This window comes from Carboxylicivirga sp., assembly GCF_982718395.1.
In genome coordinates this window covers 13282-34457 of record NZ_CEXQWX010000057.1, presented here as the reverse complement: position 1 = coordinate 34457, position 21176 = coordinate 13282, and the positions used below count along the sequence as shown (strand labels likewise).

Sequence of the window (21176 nt, the reverse complement as noted above, 5' to 3'; positions counted from 1 at the left end):
TTGAACATGGGTATGCATATAGATTTACAATACAAAGGAATTGGTTTATATGCGCTTGGTGTTTTTCAGGATGGATTTGATGTAATGACCGATAATCGCTACTTCTGGAATTTTGGAGAGCGGAAATATTCGGTTATGGCTGCTGAAAGCAATTATCCACTAACCACCACCAACGGAACCAACAATTTTGTAGCTTCTGATTATTGGATGAAAAGTGCCGGGTATTTTAGGCTTAAGAACGTTGAGTTAAGTTATTCATTACCTGACAAATTGTTACCTGCACTTTACATGAAAAAAGCAAAAGTATTTGTGAGAGGAACCAATTTATTCGCTATCAGCAAATTTGATGATCTGGATCCGGAAAATATTGATGCCGGTATTAATGATTTCCCATTGATGAGGGCTATTACTGGTGGTGTTTCTGTAACCTTTTAATATTGAAAGATGAAGATGAAAAAATGTATTAATAACAGTTGGTTCTTTATTATTCTGGTCTTGTCGCTAAGTGCTTGCAACGATTATTTTGAACCAGAATTAGATGAGAACAAAACAGAAGAACAAATCTGGAGTCATCCGGATTATGCTCAAGGTATATTAATGGCTGCCTATAAAGCTATGCCAGAGATGTATAACACATATGGAAGTGATTTTCTTGATTGTGCTACAGATAATGCAACTTCAAATGTTTATGGCACATCAATGGAAAAGCTTCGTTTTGGTGCTTGGTCGGCCAATAGTAATCCTATTGATGAATGGAATGCCGCCTTTAATCAGATTCGAAACATTAATTTATTTCTGGAAAACGGCTTAGAATTGACTTATGTGGATCATAATGCAGAGATTGACAGCTTACGTAAGGTTAGACTTAAGGGTGAGGCTTACTTCTTAAGGGCTTGGTACCAATGGTTACTTTTGCAAAATCATGCCGGTCCTGATGCGAATGGTAATATTTTGGGCTATCCAATATTAACAAAGGTTTACACTCAGGATGAAGAATTGAAGTTAGCACGCAATACTTACGAAGAATGTTTGCAACAACTGAATGATGATTGCGATACCGCAGCTGTTTATTTACCAGCCGAGTATGAAAAGGGTACAGATGTACCGGAAGAAATAAATGACAATCATATTGGTCGTGCTACCAAGTTAGCTGCCCTTGCTTTAAAATCAAGAGCGACTCTTTATGCAGCAAGTCCTTTATTTACGACAAATGATATTCAGAAATGGGAACGGGCTGCGATTTCGTCAAAGGCGATTATAGATGAAATTGGAACTCTTCCTTCATTTTCCGTAGATGATTATAATGAGCAAAATAGTGCTGAATTAATCATGCGAAAATATGATCAGGGAAAAGCTCTGGAGAATGCAAATTTCCCTACAGTATTATTTGGTCGGGGAAGAACCAATCCAAGCCAAAATCTTGTGGATGCATTTCCAATGGCCAATGGTTACCCTATAACTGACGAAATGAACAGTGGTTATGATGAAGCATTGCCATATGAGGGACGTGATCCGCGTTTTTACAACACAATTCTTTACCATGGGGCTACCTTAAAGGATACTGTTATCGACTTATCAACAACAGGTGCTAATTCGGTTTTAGCCAGTCCGGAACGTGTAACAAGAACTGGGTACCTTTTACGTAAGTGGATGAGTGAAGATGTAAATCTTGAAGTAAGTAACCCGAAAACAGATATTCATTATTTTGCCTTGTTCCGCAAAGTTGAAATGTACTTGAACTATGCCGAAGCAGCTAATGAAGCTTGGGGACCTGATGGAGACGGCGGACTGGGAATGACAGCCCGAGAGGCAATAAACGCAGTGCGTAGCCGATCAGGCATCAATTCAACAGCTTATGTTGATGAGGTAGCTACACAAGGATTAGCCGCTTTCCGCGAGTTGGTGCAAAATGAGCGTCGAATCGAGCTTTGTTTTGAAAATCATCGCTTTTTTGACTTACGAAGATGGAACAGTTCATTGGAGCAACTTAATACCACCATCAAAGGAGTTCAAATTGATCGGGTTGTTACAGATATTGACACAACATTCCAAATGACTCCAATTGATGTTGAAACATATAGCTATCAGGATCATATGCTGTACGGACCTATTCCTTTTAGTGAAGTATTAAAGTCATCTGAAATAGTACAAAATAAAGGTTGGTAAACGATATGCTTCGGGTCATTGGGCCCGAAGACTTAAATTCAAGAAGATGAAACAGTTTATAATACTACTTTCGACAGTTCTGTTCACACTGACAAGCTGCGAAAAATACGAGGATTACTTATATGATTATGAGTATAGCGCTACTTATTTTGCCATGCAAAAACCGGTTCGGACGCTTGTTCAGTCGGATGATATGCGCTTAAAGGTTGGTGTTGCCCGTGCCGGAGTGCGCGAGAATACGCGCGAAGAGGTTGTGAATTTTGAGATTGATGAGTCCTTACTAGCAGAAACAACCTTTACTTTACTGCCTGAGAATTATTACACTTTAAGCGACAATTCAAAAATGGTGATTCCAGCAGGGGAGTTCTTAGGTTTAGTGGATGTAGATATTAACGAAGAAGCTTTTATGGCTGATCCGTTGGCTCATAATAAAACCTATGCTTTACCTCTCCAAATTACTGAAACAACGGCAGATTCCACATTACGCAACACTGAAGATCCAATGGCTGGTAAAGATTACACCATATTGGTGATTAAATATATTAGTAATATGCATGGTTACTATTACCATAAAGGCAACGAATATATCTATGATACTGAAGGTAATGCTATTGATACTATTAAATATAGCGATGAAGAGTTAGTACGTAATGAGGTGTGGGATGTGTTAACAGCTGGTAAAGACAGTGTTGTAACCAATGGCATTGGTGGTAATACAGGTGGAAGCTACAAAATGGCCTTGGTACGAACGGGTACAGATTTATCTGTTCAAGGACTTGCTGGAACGGCCGTAGAAACAATTCAGGATAACGGTAGTAGTTTTAATCTGAATGAGCAATTATTTACCCTTGATTACGAATATACTGATGGAGATGGGAATCGTCATCATATACAGGAAGAACTTATTTTCCGTAACGATGGTATTTTATTAGAGGAATGGTAATATAGTCTGCTTTATTAATACACAATCACAGCCCTGCCCGTTTTATGGCGGGGCTATTTTTTATCAAGAGTGATTAATTCTTTGACTTTTGGGGAGGAAATAAAATATGTTTGTACAGCAAACTCAATCAGATACTTTGAGATTATTCAGAATAGCCCTGAAAAAAGGAAAATCAAGTCTTACAACCTGACCTCGAATTATGAGAAGAAGAAGTATCCTTTTTCTTCTCATAATCAATTATTGAACCTCGCTTATCGGTTTCAATATTGCAACAATTAGTAAATAGAGTTTTTAACTTGTTGCGACCACGCTGAACTTTTGATCGGACAGTTACATAATTCATGTTCAGCTTTTCGGCGATCTCCTTTTGAGGAACATTATTAATTTCAGATAAAAGCAGAATCCGCTTGTAGTCCTCTGGCAATTGATTAATAAAACTTAGCATGCATGTGCTAAGCTCTTCCACGGCCGAACTATCCTTCTCTAATTCATCAACATACAGGTTTTCGTTTTCCTCGGTGATGATTTTCTTTTTGCGGTAATAATCGGTAATGGTATTGCGAGTGATGGTGTACATCCAGCTTTTCAGGTTATTTACTTTGCCCAAGTCAGAGCCTGATAGCTTTAAAAAGACATCCTGCGTGACATCCTCCGCATCTGAGGTGTTGGTTATGCGTTTTCTGATGTAGCCATAAAGCTCCTGATATAATTGCTCGATCCGTACTTCCATTATGCAAATTTATGAAATCAACAGACAGATAAGTTAATTTTCTCATCAATGTTATTTTTTGATGCATCATTTTGGTTTTTATTCGTCTTGTTAAACGGATCACAAAAACAATTAAAGTCTCAACTAAACTAAAACAGTATTGTTGATGCAATGTATGATACATAGAAAAAGAGTTAATTAAACATGCAAAAAGATTTAAGCAAGGGACCTGTTCTTTCAACAATTATAAAACTGGCTATTCCTATTATAGGCTCATCATTTATGCAGTTTGCCTATAATTTTACTGATATGCTTTGGGTAGGCAAATTGGGATCAGATGCGGTTGCTGCAGTTGGTAGTTCTGGTTTCTTTCTGCATTTGGGTTGGGCCTTATCGGCTATTATCCTGGTGGGAAGTAATATTTCAGTATCGCAGGCCATTGGTCGTAAAGATGATTCGGCAGCACAAAAGTTAGCTTTTAACGCCTTTGTTGGTGTGATGCTGTTAACATTATTATATGTATTAATGATTCAATTCCAACATCAACAACTTATAGGATTTTTCAAGTTGAATAATATCAATACCGAAAGCATGGCTCATCAATACTTAAGGTGGTCTTCGGTTGGTTTGTTCTTTATCTTCACTACCCGTTTGTTCGCAGGTGTAAGTAATGCACGGGGCGACTCAAAAAAGCCATTTCAGATTACCCTTGTAGGTGTAGTGTTGAATATTTTGCTTGATCCTTTATTTATTTTTGGTTTAAAACTGGGAGTCACAGGTGCGGCTGTGGCTACGTTGATATCGCAATTTATCGCTTCATTTGTTTTTTGGAAGCAACGATCATCTTTGTTTTTAGGAGCAAGAAAGTCATGGGACTTTTCGCTAAGGTTGGTGGCTCAACTGGCAAAAATAGGTTTTCCACCTTCTTTGCAGTATATGATTTTTTCAGTTATAGCTATTATAATGGCTCGTATTGTGGCTGGTTTTGGAAGTGATGCCATAGCGGCTCAAAAAATTGGTTTGCAGCTTGAGGCCATGACCTTTATGACGGTTGGGGGATTAAATGGTGCTATTATTTCATTCACTGGTCAGAATTTTGGAGCTAACATTTTTGATCGTATCCATAAAGGTTACCAATCTGGTATTAGCGTGGCAATTCTTTTTGGTGCTGTCATGACGGTTGTATTTCTGCTATTTTCGGAAGAGATGGTTCGTTGGTTTGTTAATTATGCTGAAACTGTTGAGATCGGATCAGCTTATTTACGGATCGTTGGACTGTCACAAGTATTTATGTGCATTGAAATGACAGGCTCGGGGGTGATCAACGGAATTGGAAAAACGCGCTATCCGGCCAGTATAAATATCATCATGACAGTGGTTAGGGTACCTTTGGCTCTTTGGTTGTCTCAACCACATTTATTAGGGGTAAATGGCATTTGGTATGCCATATTGATAAGCACTGTTTTCAGAGGTTCGTTAGTTACCACTGCTTACTTTTATATTCGAACAAAATGGCTCAAAAAGATATAGATATGATTCATCAAGCAATTAATATAGATTCAATTATTTCAGAACACAAAAACCAACGTCTATTTGAAGGCGGTTTTGGTTTTGAGAAGGAAAATGTACGAGTAGATTTACAAGGCCGGCTGGCTCAAACACCTCATCCCAAAGTATTTGGTAATAAAACGGACCATCCTTATATAACAACCGATTTTTCTGAGAGTCAGATTGAGATGATCACACCTGTGCGGGATAGTATTGATGAAGCACTTGGATTTTTGGAGACGCTTCATGATGAGGTAAGCTTAAACTTATCTAATGAGTTGCTTTGGCCTCAAAGCGCACCACCAATACTGCCCGATGCAGAGGAAGATATCCCTATCGCACGTTTTGACGAAAAAGGAGCCGAAATGGAGCAATATAGACAATATCTGGCACAGGAGTATGGTCGTAAGAAACAGCTGTTGTCTGGAGTCCACTTTAATGTATCATTCAATGATCAGATACTTTTACAAATGTATCAAGCAAGTGGATCTACCTTCATTAGTTACGAACAGTTTCACGAGCAAGTGTATTTTAAGACCTTACGTAACTTTAAACGTTACAGGTGGTTCCTGATTGCTTTACTCGGTAATAGCCCTGTAGTACACAGTAGTTATATCAAAGAGTGTGTTAATCTATTACCTAAACTCAAAGATGATACTTTTCATTTATCTCATGCCGGATCAATGCGTAACAGCATGTGTGGATACCGTAATAAGGAAAATTTGTGTTTAAATTATAATTCTTTGTCCGATTATCATCAGAGTATTGATGATGCAATCAGAAAAGGACTAATATCGCAAGCGAAAGAAAACTATGCTTCCATCCGTGTCAAGACAAGGGATGGAGATAAGGATATATCACATCTGGAGGTTCGTTTACTTGATTTAAATCCCTTTGTTAAGACAGGAGTGGATATTCATCATGCCCGCATTATACATCAGTTTTTGGTGTATTGCTTGTTTAAACAAGAACCCGATATTCTGGATCATAAGGCGCAAGAACGGGCCTATGTTAATCATGAATGGGCTGCTTCTTTTATAATGGATGAGCAGGTGAGCATTATAACGGATGATGGACAACAGCAGCCTCTCCAAGGTGCACTTCGAGATATTTTAAGTGAAATGATTGAATTAACCGGATACTTTCTTGATCAGAAATATAGTGAGAGCTTTGAGCACCTGCAGTATTTAGTCAATAATCCGGACAAACGACCAGCAGTAAGGTTTCTAAAAGAGTTGGAACGCGATAATTTTATTCAATGGAATTTGGATAAGGCTAATAAATATCTTGAGTATAGTCAACAAAAGACTTATCATTTCTTTGGCTTGGAAGATATGGAGCTGTCAACTCAATTATTGCTTCGTGAAGCAATGTTACGTGGAGTCTCGTTTGAGATTATGGATAGGAGTGAGAATTTTGTTCGTTTGTCCACTCCAATTAAGACAGAATATGTGATGCAGGCCACCCGAACATCCCTTGATAATTATGCCAGTGTGTTATTAATGGAAAACAAGGTGATGACTAAAAAGGTACTGCAGGCATCCGGTTTAAATAGTCCGGTGGGACAGGAGTACTATGCTCCTGATGTTGCTTTAAATCAGTTCAATGAATATAAAGGGCAGGCGATTGTTATCAAGCCCAAGTCTACCAATTTTGGATTAGGGATCAGTATTATAAAGGAGAATACTGATAAGTCAATGTATGATCAAGCAGTCAGGATGGCTTTTCAACATGATAATACAATACTGATTGAACAATTTATAAGCGGTAAAGAGTATCGTATGTTCATTATAAACGATGAGCTGGTCGGGATTCTGCACCGTGTACCGGCTAATGTGATAGGGGATGGTAAGTCAACCATTGCCCAATTGATTGAGAAGAAGAATCAAAACCCATTGCGCGGTAAGGGCTATAAAACACCTTTAGAAAAGATTGCCATGGGAGAAGCTGAATCTATGTTTTTACAAACGCAAGGTCTTAATTTTGATTCACTACCGAACAAAAATCAACAGGTGTTTTTGCGTGAGAACTCGAATATAAGTACAGGGGGCGATAGTATTGACTTTACCGATGAGGTTCATGAATCGTATAAACAATTGGCTATTGAGGCAGCTAAAGCTTTAAATGTGAAAGTGACCGGCCTGGATATGATGATTGACGATATCCATATACCAGCCACTAAAGACAATTATTCGATAATTGAGATGAACTTTAATCCGGCCATTCATATTCACTGTCATCCTTTTATAGGGAAAAACAGGCGATTGAATGCTAAGATGCTGGATGCTCTGGGGTTTTAAAGCTTTAATGCTTATTGGAATAAAACTTATAACTAAGCAGCTTGTAATATAATTTAGTTACCAGGAAATCAGGAGCATGTAGACCATCAATTGGGGCAAATTCCACAATGTCAAAACCAACAACATTTTTTCGTTCAAATACTTTTTTAAGATAACGAATGGTAGTATCCCAACTCAATCCACCTGGCTCTGGAGTACCAGTTGATGGCATTATAGATGGATCCAGCGCATCCAGATCAATGGTCAGGTACACATCATCGGTCATTAAGTTGATACTTTGATCCATCCAACTTTCTGTCCCATATATTTCTTCGGCGAGGAAACACTTTTCTTTATTCAGGAAAGGTTTTTCAATAACATCCATACTTCGCACACCAACCTGAATCAAATTAGTGGTTTGCGAAGCCTGATGCAGGGCACAGGCATGATTGTATTCGCTTCCGAGGTATGAGGGGCGTAAATCAGAATGGGCATCCAGCTGCAGCACTGTCAGGTTTTTAAATTTCTGACGATAAGCTTCAATCACACCAATACTAACAGAGTGTTCACCTCCAAAGAAGGTCAAAAACTTATTGAGTTCCAGAAGTTCCTGTGTTTTTTTCAGAACTGTTTCATAAACCTGTTCCGGACTTCTGTTTTCATTAATCGGTGGTAGGATATGAATGCCCTTTTTGTATACTTCAGAGTCAGTCTCGATATCATAAAACTCCAGGTTAGGTGTTGTATTCATGAATATATCAAAGCCTTTATCAGCGCCTTTGCCCCATGTGGATGTGCCATCATAAGGAATGGATTGAAGTAGAATTGCTGCTTCATTTAGTTCAACGATCTTATCATCTATATCACCAAATATTCTATTCTTCATCTTCGAGATAACCTAAAATATCCAACATCTCACGAACCGATTGTTCCTCACGATATACAGTGTCTACAATATTTCCAGTATCATCCCGATCAATAATGACATGTTTAGGAGCTGGAATCAGGCAATGCTTAATACCACCGTATCCGCTCACTGAGTCCTGATAAGCACCTGTATGGAAAAAACCCAGGTACAACGGCTCTTTGTCTGTATCGCTGTATCGTGGTAATAACACTTCCTGATTAAAATCCTCGGAGTTATAGTAATCAGAATGGTCACAACTTATTCCACCAATATTGACTCGTCCGTACTCATTGTCCCATTTATTTACCGGAAGCAGAATAAATTTTTCCTGTATGGACCAGGCATCAGGAATCGTATTCATTAAGCTATTATTGATGATGTACCAGTTTTCGGTGTCATTTTGTTGTTTTTGCTCCAACACTTCAAAAATGATAGCACCTGCTTCTCCAACAGTATATTTTCCAAACTCAGTGTAAATATCCGGTTCCATCACATTTTCTTTCGTACAAGCCGCTTTGATGTTTGAAATGATTTCGTGAATCATATACTCGTAATTGTACTCAAAACCAAGATGATTACGAATTGGGAAACCGCCGCCCAGGTTGAACGATTCCAGTTCCGTACTTTCTTTCTTCAACTCAACATATAATTTCAAAGCCTTTTGAAATTCCCCCCAATAGTAAGGTGTATCCTTTATCCCAGAATCAACAAAAAAGTGCAGCATCTTCAGCTCTACTTTATCATTGTTCTTGATTTTATCTCTGAAAAAGTTGAGGATTTTCTTATTCTGGATTCCCAGTCGTGAAGTATAATAAGCCGATTGGGCCTCTTCGTTAACGGCCATACGAATACCGATCTTGAGCTTTTGCTTCGACTTTAATTTTAAGAGGCGGTCGTACTCATTGATACTATCGAGAACAATAATGGAATTGGAAAAGCCCTCTTCTTGAAGCTTGATGATTTTTTTTAAGTATTCGTCTGTCTTATAACCATTGTGTATGGTAATAATGTCTTTATTGATTTTGCCTTTCTTATGAAGGTAGCGTATCAGATCAATATCAAATGATGAAGAGGTCTCAATACTAACCTTGTGTTTTAAGGCTTCATTGATTACATGATTAAAGTGATTACACTTGGTGCAATAGCAAAAGTGATATTTGCCCTTATAGGCATTATTTTTAATGGCACGATTAAATAAATTACGTGCTTTTTTTATTTGATCACCAATTTTTGGAAGGTATATAAATCGAAATGGTGTGCCATATTTCCCAATCAAATATTTTAAGGATACACCATGAAATGTGAGGTATTCATTTTTGAGATCAAACCCCTCTTGAGGAAAGTAAAAGCTTTGCTCAATCAAATCAAAATAAGTGTTCTTCATCAACTTTAATCCCGGTGGTATTCTACATTATCTTTATCGAGGCAAATTTATTCAAAAATGTGTTAAAAATCTGCATTGATATTTCAAATGTTTAAGAGTAATTAATGATTGAATCCTGTTAACAATTTGAATTATGCAAAACTGTTTTCAATTTATTTAAATGGAGGTCTGTACCAAAATTCTGTTACCTAAATAATAAAGAAAAAGTTCTGATCGTAAAATAATTACAATCAAAACTTTTTCCAAAGTAATCCCGATTGTATACTTCCTTTAAGTAGGAACTAAGTTTTTAATTAAGCTTATATTGATTCAATAATTTATTCAAAAGCTCAGATACCTGGTTGAGTTGTTCTGCTGTTGTATTCACTTCCTCAGAAGCCGCTGCATTTTCCTGTCCAATAGAGTTGAGTTCCTGTATGGCACTGTTTATTTGACTGGCACCTATACTCATTTCTTCACTGGCAGATGCTACCTCTTTAATTGAATTTAATGAATCAGTATTTTTGCCAACTAATTGCTCAATTTCTGATGTTAAGCTATCAATATTCTGAACACCTACCTGACTATTTTCTATAATTTGTCCACCTGTTTCTTTCGATTGCTCGGCCAGGTTGCGAACTTCTTTTGCAACTACCGAAAATCCTCTGCCGAACTCCCCGGATTTTACACTTTCAATTGAAGCATTAATGGCCAGAATATTAGTTTTCTCAGCAATTTCTTTGATACTTTTTAATTGCGTGTCCATTTGGTGAATCATCTCACTGACCTTTTGTGCTTGTTTGTGACTAATGGTCAGTAATTGGCTTGAGTCTTCGCTCAATTGACTTGAAGAGTGTGCATTAGCAGCATTGGCTTTGATGTTGGCGGTCATCTCTTCAATTGAAGCAGAGATCTCCTCCAGATTACTGGCCTGAACAGAAGCGCCTCTGGTTAAAGCTTGTGAACTCGAAATTAACTGCTTACTGGATTCGTTCAGTAATGCCGAATTATTATGAATCTCTTTAACCAGATTTCTTGAGTTTTCAATAAGCTTTTCAATGGAATTGGCAATAATACCTATTTCCATTTTTTTGCTAAGTAATGAATCATCAACTTTTATGCTTAAATCATTATTTGACATCTGGTTGATGTATTCAGTCAGCTTAACAATTGGTTTTTGCACTTGTTGCGATAGTAAATAATACGAAGCCAGAATACATACTATAGCAATGGGAACAGCCCATGTTAATTGCATTAAACCATTTACACCAACAGCCAGTCCAAAGCAAGCTACCATTGCAATTACGGCCAGAAAGACTGAACCTATCAGAAGAACAAAGGTTTTTCTGAAAAACCAATAAACGAAAAGCCAACAGACAACAGCAGCCAGACTGATTAAAATTGTTCCATAAAAAAGTAAATTCATAGTTCCCTATATTAGTTGTTAGTTATTCATAATTAAGTTGATAGGGCCGTCCCGTATGCTACAAGGTACTGTGGATGAATGGTCATTTGGGGCTTAATCAGCTCAAAACCTCTTTCTTTGAACACTTTTTGTAAAGACTTGTGCCTGGCTACTCCACCTGTCAAGAATACCTCACAGCCATTTTGTAATGATTCAGGGAGTAATTTAATGGCTTGTGCGGCAATGTATTGGTAGAGTCCCCATACGATTGACTTACGTCGTTCATCATCCGCCTGAACCAGTGCTGAAACAACATTAGTGATAGCAAAAATACCACAGGTGGTATTAATCATTTCACCTTCTGAAGCTTCGTAGGCCAATTTATCAAGTGTGTCAAAGTCATATTCTGGATGGCTTTGGCGCCATCTGTCAAGAATTTGTGAAAGAACCATTCCAGTTCCTGCTCCGCAACTTTTATTGGTGTTAATCCACGGATTAGAATCCATATCGTTAAAATGGAGGATTTTAACATCTTGGGTGCCAATGTCAATAACAAGTAATTGATCTTTATAACTAAACAAGTTCCTGCACGAAGCGATAAGTGCATTTAACTCAGTTGTTTGTAAATCAACTTTTCCTTTTAGGCATTGATTGTCGCTACCAACGCCTGAAATGGCCATTTTGTAGGGATCAGGCATTGAAATAGTAGACTTTATATTATCCAATAACCCCGGATAATCAATTCCAGAAGTTATAACACCTTGTTTTGCTATGCCACCTTTCTGATCAATCAGTACAAACTTACTGAAGCCACTTCCAAAATCTACTCCTAAACGATAATCGCTTGTGGTGGGTTTTCTGAACATTAATGGAGCGGCAAAAGATTTCTTTAATCGACGATCTGTTAAACTATCAATAAAAGTGTTTAATCTAAAGGTTGTTGGCCCTTTAGGCATTCCTAATATGCAGTCACCGCCAAGCGATACAACCTTTATTCCATTGTTATCGGCTGCATTTTCAAGTTCATGGAGACGCGGGGCAAGTAGTTGACAGTGTTCCTGCGAGATAATTATCATGCCTTTACCATGCATTGCTTTAACTTCTTTCAGGAAAGTATCACTTTTTTCTTTGATTTGACCACCTCTCATTGGTGTACTAATCAGTGTTTCAGCAAGAATATCGAATAATTCGTCAATACTAAGTTGGTGGAGGGAGTCTTCGTGTGGCAGGTTTATATTACCCATGTAGTTAACTCCTTCGAAGCTTGTATACATATCGGCTTCCTTTAATTGCCTCCATATATCGGTTCTTCCATAGGGAATAAGTCCAAACATTCCAACAGGCGTACCTTTTGTTAATTCATCATTAGGAGTGTTATTGATATAATTATCTATTTCATCATAAAGCTTTTCGCAAATTCCAAAGGCTCGGTCATCCCCCCACATTGGCAAGAATTGCATGTGCCAGTGTAATGGCTCAAGCCCTAAATTAAATGGGCCTTGTTGTTTTCTAAGTTCCCATATTTTCAGACAACTGTTTTTAGCTTTTACGGAATTGTACATGACTCTCCTGAAATTGCAAAGCGCTTCTTCATGATTCAAAGAAATACTTGTCGCCATATCTAAGAACAATTCTTTTAAGTGCTTTGACAAACTTCTTACACTTAAATCTTCGTCGTATGAAGGGATATCAATATGAAAATGTGGTGAGTCAAAATTATTTTTGAAATCCTCGAAAGCTAATCCAATTCCCTCACAATAAGCAGTTGAGCTTAAAAGAATATCTGGCTTAGGTACAAGGTTTTCCATCATGGCACCTTTCACCGAATTGATAAAACTGCAGCGCGGCGAGGTAAGACTCCCTTTGTTTGTTAATGCTAAAATTTTTGAATGTGAGGCCAGTAAGCTACTGAACATTTCCAGGTTTAGGGGGATGCAGTCAAGCGCCCACGCCAGTTCAGATGGCACAAGTAAAGAAGTCGCCATCACCTTTGTGTCAGGTTTGAACGCTTCTCTTAATAATGTGGTGCGCCGCGTAATAAGACTTTTCGTAGCCTGAAACTTAAGAGGAGAAACCATACTTAAGGTATCTCCACTCTGGTTAGAGTCTTTGTAAAATGATCGAAATGCTTTATACGCATCATTTCGTAATTCAGCTTTTGTTACCAAATCTTGTTCTTTCTTCATCGTTAAGTTATCAATTGCTCATAACCCGATAATCGATCCCCATGATTATTGTAGGTTACAAAATGTTACTAATTGTAATCCCGATGTAGAATGATTCGAATATACATAAAATGAATAGATATGTAGTCATTAGATTTATGCATTCAAGAATTATTTTGCGTTGAAACGCTTTTTTATATCTAATCTGAATAAGGATTTGTAAAGGAATATTTATTAAATGTTTTGAAATTAGTGTTTTGTGCGTGTTTTTGTTTGAGAATGTAATAATTGAAGTATAACTAATCAGTTTTAGTTAGTATGCAGTGTCTAAGAATAGTGATAGTATCATTGGACAAAAAGCATGTTTGTTTGTTATCAATACCGTTATATTATACTAACCCGGATTATACAATTGAATTATGTAGTGATCGAAAATTGTTACCCATTAATGCTGAAAGTGGTTTGTCAGGTTATTCTTGTTGGAGAAAAACAATCTGTATGATATAGTCAATTATAAGTTCCTCGATAAAATTAAAATTATACGAATGTATATTTTGCTGATCACATTTAATCAAATGTATTGAAATTCAGAAATAAATAGTCACGATTGATTAAGATTTAATGGCAAAAACTATCTCTAAATAATTGAAAAGCTTTAAATTCGGGAAGCTTAAACAATCTGTACAAAATCTAAATCATGAAAAAATTCCGATTAATCATTCCTTTATTACTGGTTTCAATCTTGTCAAATGCAAAAGACTATCAACTTAAGAGTCCTGATGGACAATTGGTAGTTGATGTGAGTGTTTCAAATGAAATTCAGTTTAGTGTTTTTTATAAAGACCAGGAAATAATATCAAATAGCCAAATTGGTTTGCAATTACAAGGTATGTCTTTTGTTGGAAAAGAATTTCGTGTCAAAAAACATAAATTATATGAATCAAATAAGGTTATTAAACCAATTGTTGCAAATAAAGACGCTACCATAACAGATAATTACAAGGAATTAAGGATTGAATTCAGAGACCATCCATCAGTTACATTCAGAGCTTATAATGACGGAGTAGCTTATCGTTTTAGTAGTTCTTATAAGAAGAACATTACAGTCTCAAACGAATTATTAAACCTGCAATTTAAAGGTGAAACAGAAAGTTATTTTCCCTCTGAAAGATCGATGGTGTCTCATTATGAGCGAATGTATGAGGAAGTTACACTGAGTGATCTTTTAGACTCTGATCTTTGTTCATTACCTGTCCTTATGAAAACTGATGGAGTTAATGTGTTGTTTACAGAAACCGATGTAAGTGATTATCCGCATATGTTCTTACTTGGAACAAATAGTAATGTGCTTAAAGCAAAACATCCTGGTTTTGTTACGGATGCTAAACCGGCAGAAAGGGGATCTGATCGTAGTCAAATTATTACCAGCGCCGACTATATTGCTCAAACAAAAGGCAAACGTGATTTTCCATGGAGAGTTATGATTATCTCCGATGATGATAAAGATTTGGTTGAAAGTAATCTGGCGTATCAGCTGGCAGCTCCGAACAAGATTGACGATTATTCATGGATTAAACCAGGAAAAGTAGCTTGGGATTGGTATAATGCCAATAATATTTATGGGGTTGATTTTAAAGCTGGTATCAATACCGATACCTATAAATATTATATTGACTTTGCGTCTAAATACGGATTGGAATACATTATACTTGACGAGGGCTGGAGTAAATCAACTACAGAGATAGATGCAAGTCAGAGTGATATTGTGATATAGCAGAATTGGTTGCTTATGGAAAGGAAAGAAATGTAGGACTTATTTTGTGGGTACTTTGGGGACCCTTGGATAAGAATCTGGATAGCATATTAGAGTTGTACAATAAATGGGGAGTAAAGGGTATAAAAGTTGATTTTATGCAACGAGCCGATCAATACATGGTTAACTATTACGAACGTGTGGCTCAGGTAGCAGCCAAATATCATCTCCTGGTTGATTACCATGGTTCATTTAAACCATCTGGTTTAAGACGCAAATACCCAAATGTGCTCAGTTATGAAGGTTTGAAAGGTAACGAAAATCATAAATGGAGCCAGCTGATTACACCAGAGCATAATGTTACTCTTCCATTTATAAGAATGGTTGCCGGTCCAATGGATTATACACCAGGTTCGATGATCAATTGTCATTTGAAAAACCATAAAATATCATTCGAACGACCTGAAAGTATTGGAACAAGATGCCATCAGGTGGCCATGTATGTTGTATTTGAAAGTCCGTTGCAAATGCTATGTGAATCACCAAGTACGTATTACAGAGAAGATGAAACAACAAAGTTTATTGCGCAGATTCCTACAGTGTGGGATGAAACACTGGTGCTTGATGCAAAAGTGGCTGATTATATTTTAATAGTACGACGTAAAGGTGATACCTGGTATGTTGGAGCTATGAGCGATGATACACCACGTGAACTAAATCTAAATCTTTCTTTTCTCAATGACGGAAAATATGAAATGCAGCTGATGACCGATGGGCCGAATGCAGATCGTTTTGCACAAGATTACCAGTTAAAGACAGTTGAGGTGGATCAAACATTTAGTAAAAAGCTTTCAATGGCCTCCGGAGGTGGGTTTACAGCTATAATTAGACCTAAGAATTGATTTTGGTTTTACTTGTGAGTTTCTCGCCTGCGTGAGGCAGGCATCTGACATAAATGAAAGTTAAAATTTAAGCAGATGAAAAGAAGAAAATTTATAAAAAGAAGTTTACAATGTGGTTTGGCTTTATCAATTCCATTAAATGTATATGGCTTTAATAAAGGTAAATCTGAAAAAGTAAGCTTTGGTCTATCATCAGATATTCACATCGATATGATGCCGGATTCTAAAGAAAGAATCAAAACATACTTGGCACATATGAAACGAGAGAAGGTTGACTTCCTGATCGATCTTGGAGATTTTTGTCATCCAACACCAAATAATATTCCGTTTATAGATTACTGGCAATCCTTTGGTATAAAAACATACTATGCGCTTGGTAATCATGATATGGATAAAGGAACGAAGGAGGACTTTATGGCGTTTGTTGGAATGAAAAAGAGATACTATTCATTTGATCGGGCTGGTGTGCATTTTGTCGTGCTTGATCCGAATAATTTATATATAGACGGCGAATATATCCCATATAGTAATGCTAATTTTTATAAGCCGTCAGAACAGCGCGCATATATTGATCCTCAACAAATGGAATGGTTGAAAGAGGATCTCCAAAAGACCAATAATCCTTGTTTGATTTTTTCTCACCAAAGCTTTGAAAACCCAAAAGCATGTAAAAATCAGAATGTGGTTCGTGAAATCTTTGAAGAGTGTAACCGGAAGGCAGGATATAATAAAATAGTAGCTTGTTTCAGTGGTCATGACCATACAGATTTGATGAAGGAAATAAACGGAATCTATTATCTGCAAATAAACAGCATGTCCTACCAATGGTTAGGCGCAAAATATCAAAGTGAAGCACGGTACTCAAAAGAACTTCACAAGCAGTTTCCTCACCTGAAAAATATAATTCCGTATAAAGATCCGCTTTATGCCAAGGTAACTATTGGAGAAGGAGAATTAGTGCTTGAAGGCGTCCAGAGTAGTTTTGTACCACCAACACCAGCGGATTTAGGAATTAAAGACGGAGTTTATGGAGATTTACCATTAGTGCCTCTTATTTCAGACAGAAAGATTGAATTTCCTAATTAACAAACATATCATGTATTCAAACCTGCTATAATATTACGGTCTGAATAGAATACTAAATCTAAACTTATGAAACGAACAAGTTAATTTGATTATCCTAATAGACACATAGGAGGATGATCAGATTTATTTGAGAGTTCCATATGGTCTTTGAAAATAAATTTAATCATATGAAAAAACAACTTACTTTATTAATCTCGTTAATTTTAGGTGTATGTGTATATGGACAAAAAGCATACTATCTTGATTTTGACACTCAGAATAATGAAGCGGTACCAATAACGAATAGTAATGAAGCAGTTTATGTGACTGAATTGCAACAGTCTCAATTTGTTGAGGGGCTTATGGGCAAAGCACTTGATTTATCAGAAAATGCCGTATTGAGAAAGCCCTTTATTCCTGATTCAACAGAGTTACCTAGCTATGGAAAGGGGCATAGTCTAAGTGCAATGGTTTGGGTAAAAACAGTGGAGGGAAGTAGGCAGGGTATGCCTATAATTGGGAATCTTAAACAAGGTAATACAAAGCAACCAGGTTGGAGTATTTTTACGCAGGATAACGGAGCCTGGGGCGTTCATTTGTCAGATGGTAAAAACAATTTTACTTATAAGCCAAATGTTCCTCGACAAGCTATCAATGATGGAGAATGGCATCAGCTGGCTTTTAGTTTTAATCGGGAAAAAGATGAAGTGTGGTTTTACTTTGATGGAGAGAATGTGGCCATTTATAATGTCCCGGGATTAGGAGACCTGAATAATCAAAATAGAACTGTGATTGGAGGTTCGGATGAGTATTGGGAGTATGGATCGTTTGGGCAATGGACAGCATTTAATGGCTACATTGATGAGGTTCAGCTTAAAAATGAGTTTGTTGGTTCCGAATTGATTAAGGAAGATTATGGTCGTTTTAAATCAATTCATTCCTTTCCAGAGATAATTTCACCATTAAGGGTTATGGTTTGGAATATTTGGCATGGTGGTAGACGCTATGGCAAGCATGTTGGTGTTGAAAGAGTGATTGAAACCATCAAGCAAGCTCAACCTGATATTGTAGGTTTAATTGAAACATACGGATCTGGCGAAATTATTGCTGACTCATTGGGTTACTATTTCTATCTGATCAGTTCTAACTTGAGCATCATGAGTAAGTTCCCGATTAAAGAAACAATAAAAGTTTTTCGTCCTTTTAACTCAGGTGGTGCCATCATTGACCTTGGGAATAATAAACAAATAGCTGTTGTTGACACTTGGTTGCATTATTTACCCGATTACGGTAAAAATGTTGTGGAAGGTAAGATGACGGCCAGAGAACTTATCAAAGCAGAAGATGAAACAAGGCATTCTGAAGTTAAAGCCATGATCAAACAGTTAGATGCTCAGATAAATCGAACGGACAAAGTTCCCATGATAATGTTTGGTGATTTTAATGTTGGCTCACATCTGGATTGGACCGAAACAACCCAGGCAATTCATAATGGATACGAGATAGAATGGTCGGTAAGTAGAGCCATGGAAAAAGCTGGTTTTAAAGATAGTTATCGTGAGTTGCATATTAATCCACTGTTAGATCCTGGTTTTACATGGACGCCAAGAGCTGCTACGTCATCGACGAAATCTGGCCTTCGCGATCGCATCGATTACATATATTATAAAGGAAATATTAAGCCAATTGAGTCTAAGGTAATAGATTATCATCCAATAATGTTTCCTTCAGACCATGCTGCAGTAATAAGTGTATTTAGTTTCGATTAAGATTTAATGTTAGAGGTAATTAGCTGATGCATACAAGCAAACATGAGTAGAAAAATAATGTTAGACAAGCCGCATGATTTTTGGGGTGAAACAATTAAAAGCTGGGTATGACATATTGTATTGAATAGCTTAGTAGACAGGTGCTATCTTGATACAGGAGTATGTTAGCTAAAATAAAAAGATAATAATTTGAGGTAACTCGTCAGCTGTATTAGGTTCAAATCTTAATTGGTATCTTAAATATAAGACCAATACGCATTTATTGTAGGCGGCTAAGTAATTTGATTTGTTAGCAGGTTTGTCAGATCTTTCCAAAACATTGAAAAAAAGCAACCCTTTTGAATATATAAAGAATAAGTTGAAGTTATACAAATTGACTAAAAGGATATATAAGAGCTTTTAGTTCGAAAAACTTACAAATGTACTTTCATATCCTTTTGAATTTAGATGTAATTTGTAAATTTGTCTAATCAGATAAATCAAAAACAATAAAATGAAACGACGGAGTAAATTTGAATTAATAAGTTGCACAAAGGTGCATGATTGATATTTACTTGTGAGTTCCATCTGAAAAATCAAAGAAAATTCAAACAGATGACTATTTTTAAATCTACACTTATACTAATTATTCTGTCAATAGGTACGATATTCTCGCAACACCTTAATGTTATTCCTCAACCACAAAATGTTAAGACGACAGAAGATGAATTTCAGATAAGTAAGAAAACAAACTTAATAGCCGATGAAACCAACCAAAGCAATGCAGATTATTTAAAGGATATCATTAGAGCTGAATTTCAGGTGGAAGTGGCTTTGAAAACCAAAGGTAAAAAAGGAATTATTCTGCAGATAGATAGCAAATTGGCTAATAAGTTGGGCGAAGAGGGTTATTTACTCGAAGTAAATGATCAAGCTATTGTGATATCGGGTAGTGATAATAAAGGAATATTCTATGGTATTCAAACATTACGTCAATTAATTAGTCAAGAAGATGGTAAGCTATTTGTTAAGGGCGTTCGTATAGAGGACAGGCCACAATTTAAATGGCGGGCATTTATGCTTGATGAATCACGTTATTTTCATGGAGAGGCTTTTGTAAAACAAATGTTAGATCAGATGGCCTTGTTAAAAATGAATGTTTTTCACTGGCATTTAACCGATGATGCCGGCTGGCGCATTGAAATCAAGAAATACCCCAAGTTGACTGAAGTGGGTGCCTATCGTAAAGATACTGAAATTGGCACATGGGGAAGCGGTAAAACCTCTGGTGAGCCTCACGGTGGATTTTATTCACAAGAACAAATAAAAGATATTGTTGCTTATGCGGCTCAACGCAATATAACTGTAGTTCCTGAGTTTGAAATGCCCGGTCATTCAAGTGCCGCTATAGCAGCGTATTCATGGCTTGGTACTGCAGCTCATGAGATTGAAGTGCCTGTTAAGTTCGGAAGGCACTACGATAATTATGATGTGACCAAACCGGAAGTTGTTCAGTTTATTAAGGACGTGTTATTGGAGATGTTTGAATTATTCCCTTCTGAAGTGATTCATATTGGAGGTGATGAGGTTGGTTATAAGGTTTGGGAAGAGTCGGAGCATGTGCAGCAATACATGAAAGACCATGGCTTGAACACTCCGGCTGACCTTCAAATTGATTTTACGAATAAGATATCGCAGTTTATAGAGCAAAATGGCCGTCGTATGATGGGCTGGAATGAAATAATGGGTAAAAATATTCATAAAGGATTTGAGGAGAAAAAGCATGATAAAGATGCTGAAACATCATTGGCTCAAAATGTGATTGTTCATTTCTGGAAAGGAGATGTGAAGCTGGCTACGGAGGCTGCACAAAAGGGGTATGGTATTGTAAATTCCTTACATTCTAATACATATTTGGATTATAACTATAAGCATATTAACCTGGAGAAAGCTTATAGCTTCAATCCGATACCCAAAGGTCTGGAAGAGAAATACTACGAGAATATTTATGGTTTGGGATGCCAGATGTGGAGTGAATGGACGCCAACCTATAAAGATATCGAGCGTCAAACGTTTCCGAGAATAGCCGCTTATGCCGAAGTGGGTTGGACCCAAAAAGAACGTAAAGATTATCAGGTTTTCAGAGATAATCTGGATCACTTGTTAAAAAAATGGCAAGACTTGGGAATTAGTTATTCTAAAGAGTTTGAGTAACATTTAAAA

General features: G+C 36.9%; 15 protein-coding genes. 10 read left to right on the top strand and 5 right to left on the bottom strand.

Annotated features, from left to right (window positions below; genetic code table 11):
* From AC4MRQ_RS12325 to AC4MRQ_RS12315, 3 genes are all read left to right on the top strand, one after another.
* A partial coding sequence (locus tag AC4MRQ_RS12325) for a hypothetical protein (protein ID WP_491197980.1) occupies nt 1-435 on the top strand: 435 nt, incomplete at its 5' end.
* Between the two features lie 9 nt (nt 436-444).
* Nucleotides 445-2166 carry a RagB/SusD family nutrient uptake outer membrane protein gene (locus AC4MRQ_RS12320; protein ID WP_491197979.1) on the top strand — a complete coding sequence of 574 codons (1722 nt, stop codon included), beginning with the start codon at nt 445-447 and terminating at the stop codon, nt 2164-2166.
* A 46-nt stretch (nt 2167-2212) separates the two neighbouring features.
* Nucleotides 2213-3109: a DUF1735 domain-containing protein gene (locus AC4MRQ_RS12315; protein ID WP_491197978.1), complete on the top strand. Its 897-nt coding sequence runs from the start codon at nt 2213-2215 to the stop codon at nt 3107-3109.
* Nucleotides 3110-3281: 172 nt separating this feature from the next.
* On the opposite strand, the gene AC4MRQ_RS12310 is transcribed toward AC4MRQ_RS12315, so the two are convergent.
* Nucleotides 3282-3839, bottom strand: a complete 558-nt coding sequence (locus tag AC4MRQ_RS12310; protein WP_491197977.1) for a sigma-70 family RNA polymerase sigma factor — start codon at nt 3837-3839, stop codon at nt 3282-3284.
* Nucleotides 3840-4022: 183 nt separating this feature from the next.
* Between AC4MRQ_RS12310 and AC4MRQ_RS12305 the strand changes: the two genes are divergently transcribed.
* Complete coding sequence (locus AC4MRQ_RS12305; RefSeq protein WP_491197976.1) at nt 4023-5348, top strand: MATE family efflux transporter; 1326 nt, start codon at nt 4023-4025, stop codon at nt 5346-5348.
* Nucleotides 5349-5350: 2 nt separating this feature from the next.
* A complete protein-coding gene (gene gshAB, locus AC4MRQ_RS12300; protein WP_491197975.1) occupies nt 5351-7666 on the top strand; it encodes a bifunctional glutamate--cysteine ligase GshA/glutathione synthetase GshB in 2316 nt (771 codons plus the stop codon).
* Between the two features lie 4 nt (nt 7667-7670).
* On the opposite strand, the gene speB is transcribed toward gshAB, so the two are convergent.
* The 4 genes from speB to AC4MRQ_RS12280 form a co-directional block, all read right to left on the bottom strand.
* Nucleotides 7671-8531: an agmatinase gene (gene speB / locus AC4MRQ_RS12295; RefSeq protein WP_491197974.1), complete on the bottom strand. Its 861-nt coding sequence runs from the start codon at nt 8529-8531 to the stop codon at nt 7671-7673.
* Nucleotides 8521-9936: a type III PLP-dependent enzyme domain-containing protein gene (locus AC4MRQ_RS12290; RefSeq protein WP_491197973.1), complete on the bottom strand. Its 1416-nt coding sequence runs from the start codon at nt 9934-9936 to the stop codon at nt 8521-8523. The genes speB and AC4MRQ_RS12290 overlap by 11 nt, the downstream gene beginning before the upstream one ends.
* A 289-nt stretch (nt 9937-10225) precedes the next feature.
* Nucleotides 10226-11341 (bottom strand): methyl-accepting chemotaxis protein, encoded by a 1116-nt coding sequence (locus AC4MRQ_RS12285; protein WP_491197972.1) that lies wholly within the window; start codon nt 11339-11341, stop codon nt 10226-10228.
* Between the two features lie 32 nt (nt 11342-11373).
* On the bottom strand, nt 11374-13506 hold the full coding sequence (locus AC4MRQ_RS12280) for a 2-hydroxyacyl-CoA dehydratase (RefSeq protein ID WP_491197971.1): 2133 nt from the start codon (nt 13504-13506) through the stop codon (nt 11374-11376).
* Between the two features lie 676 nt (nt 13507-14182).
* On the opposite strand from AC4MRQ_RS12280, the gene AC4MRQ_RS12275 reads away from it, so the two are divergent.
* From AC4MRQ_RS12275 to AC4MRQ_RS12255, 5 genes are all read left to right on the top strand, one after another.
* Nucleotides 14183-15259, top strand: coding sequence for a glycoside hydrolase family 97 N-terminal domain-containing protein (locus tag AC4MRQ_RS12275; protein ID WP_491197970.1), 1077 nt, complete (start codon nt 14183-14185; stop codon nt 15257-15259).
* A gap of 5 nt (nt 15260-15264) precedes the next feature.
* Nucleotides 15265-16140: a glycoside hydrolase family 97 catalytic domain-containing protein gene (locus AC4MRQ_RS12270; protein WP_491197969.1), complete on the top strand. Its 876-nt coding sequence runs from the start codon at nt 15265-15267 to the stop codon at nt 16138-16140.
* A 75-nt stretch (nt 16141-16215) separates the two neighbouring features.
* A complete protein-coding gene (locus tag AC4MRQ_RS12265) occupies nt 16216-17226 on the top strand; it encodes a metallophosphoesterase family protein (RefSeq protein WP_491197968.1) in 1011 nt (336 codons plus the stop codon).
* Between the two features lie 167 nt (nt 17227-17393).
* Nucleotides 17394-18974 (top strand): endonuclease/exonuclease/phosphatase family protein, encoded by a 1581-nt coding sequence (locus AC4MRQ_RS12260; protein ID WP_491197967.1) that lies wholly within the window; start codon nt 17394-17396, stop codon nt 18972-18974.
* A 594-nt stretch (nt 18975-19568) separates the two neighbouring features.
* Nucleotides 19569-21167: a beta-N-acetylhexosaminidase gene (locus AC4MRQ_RS12255; RefSeq protein WP_491197966.1), complete on the top strand. Its 1599-nt coding sequence runs from the start codon at nt 19569-19571 to the stop codon at nt 21165-21167.
* The last annotated feature ends 9 nt before the right edge of the window (nt 21168-21176 follow it).

Bases quoted from the DNA above. Each gene is read 5' to 3' on its own strand.
- AC4MRQ_RS12275 (WP_491197970.1), top strand. From the start codon at position 14,183: ATGAAAAAATTCCGATTAATCATTCCTTTATTACTGGTTTCAATCTTG.
- AC4MRQ_RS12260 (WP_491197967.1), top strand. From the start codon at position 17,394: ATGAAAAAACAACTTACTTTATTAATCTCGTTAATTTTAGGTGTATGT.
- AC4MRQ_RS12320 (WP_491197979.1), top strand. From the start codon at position 445: ATGAAGATGAAAAAATGTATTAATAACAGTTGGTTCTTTATTATTCTG.
- AC4MRQ_RS12285 (WP_491197972.1), bottom strand. From the start codon at position 11,341: ATGAATTTACTTTTTTATGGAACAATTTTAATCAGTCTGGCTGCTGTT.
- AC4MRQ_RS12290 (WP_491197973.1), bottom strand. From the start codon at position 9,936: ATGAAGAACACTTATTTTGATTTGATTGAGCAAAGCTTTTACTTTCCT.
- AC4MRQ_RS12315 (WP_491197978.1), top strand. From the start codon at position 2,213: ATGAAACAGTTTATAATACTACTTTCGACAGTTCTGTTCACACTGACA.
- gshAB (WP_491197975.1), top strand. From the start codon at position 5,351: ATGATTCATCAAGCAATTAATATAGATTCAATTATTTCAGAACACAAA.
- AC4MRQ_RS12265 (WP_491197968.1), top strand. From the start codon at position 16,216: ATGAAAAGAAGAAAATTTATAAAAAGAAGTTTACAATGTGGTTTGGCT.
- AC4MRQ_RS12280 (WP_491197971.1), bottom strand. From the start codon at position 13,506: ATGAAGAAAGAACAAGATTTGGTAACAAAAGCTGAATTACGAAATGAT.
- speB (WP_491197974.1), bottom strand. From the start codon at position 8,531: ATGAAGAATAGAATATTTGGTGATATAGATGATAAGATCGTTGAACTA.
- AC4MRQ_RS12305 (WP_491197976.1), top strand. From the start codon at position 4,023: ATGCAAAAAGATTTAAGCAAGGGACCTGTTCTTTCAACAATTATAAAA.
- AC4MRQ_RS12255 (WP_491197966.1), top strand. From the start codon at position 19,569: ATGACTATTTTTAAATCTACACTTATACTAATTATTCTGTCAATAGGT.
- AC4MRQ_RS12310 (WP_491197977.1), bottom strand. From the start codon at position 3,839: ATGGAAGTACGGATCGAGCAATTATATCAGGAGCTTTATGGCTACATC.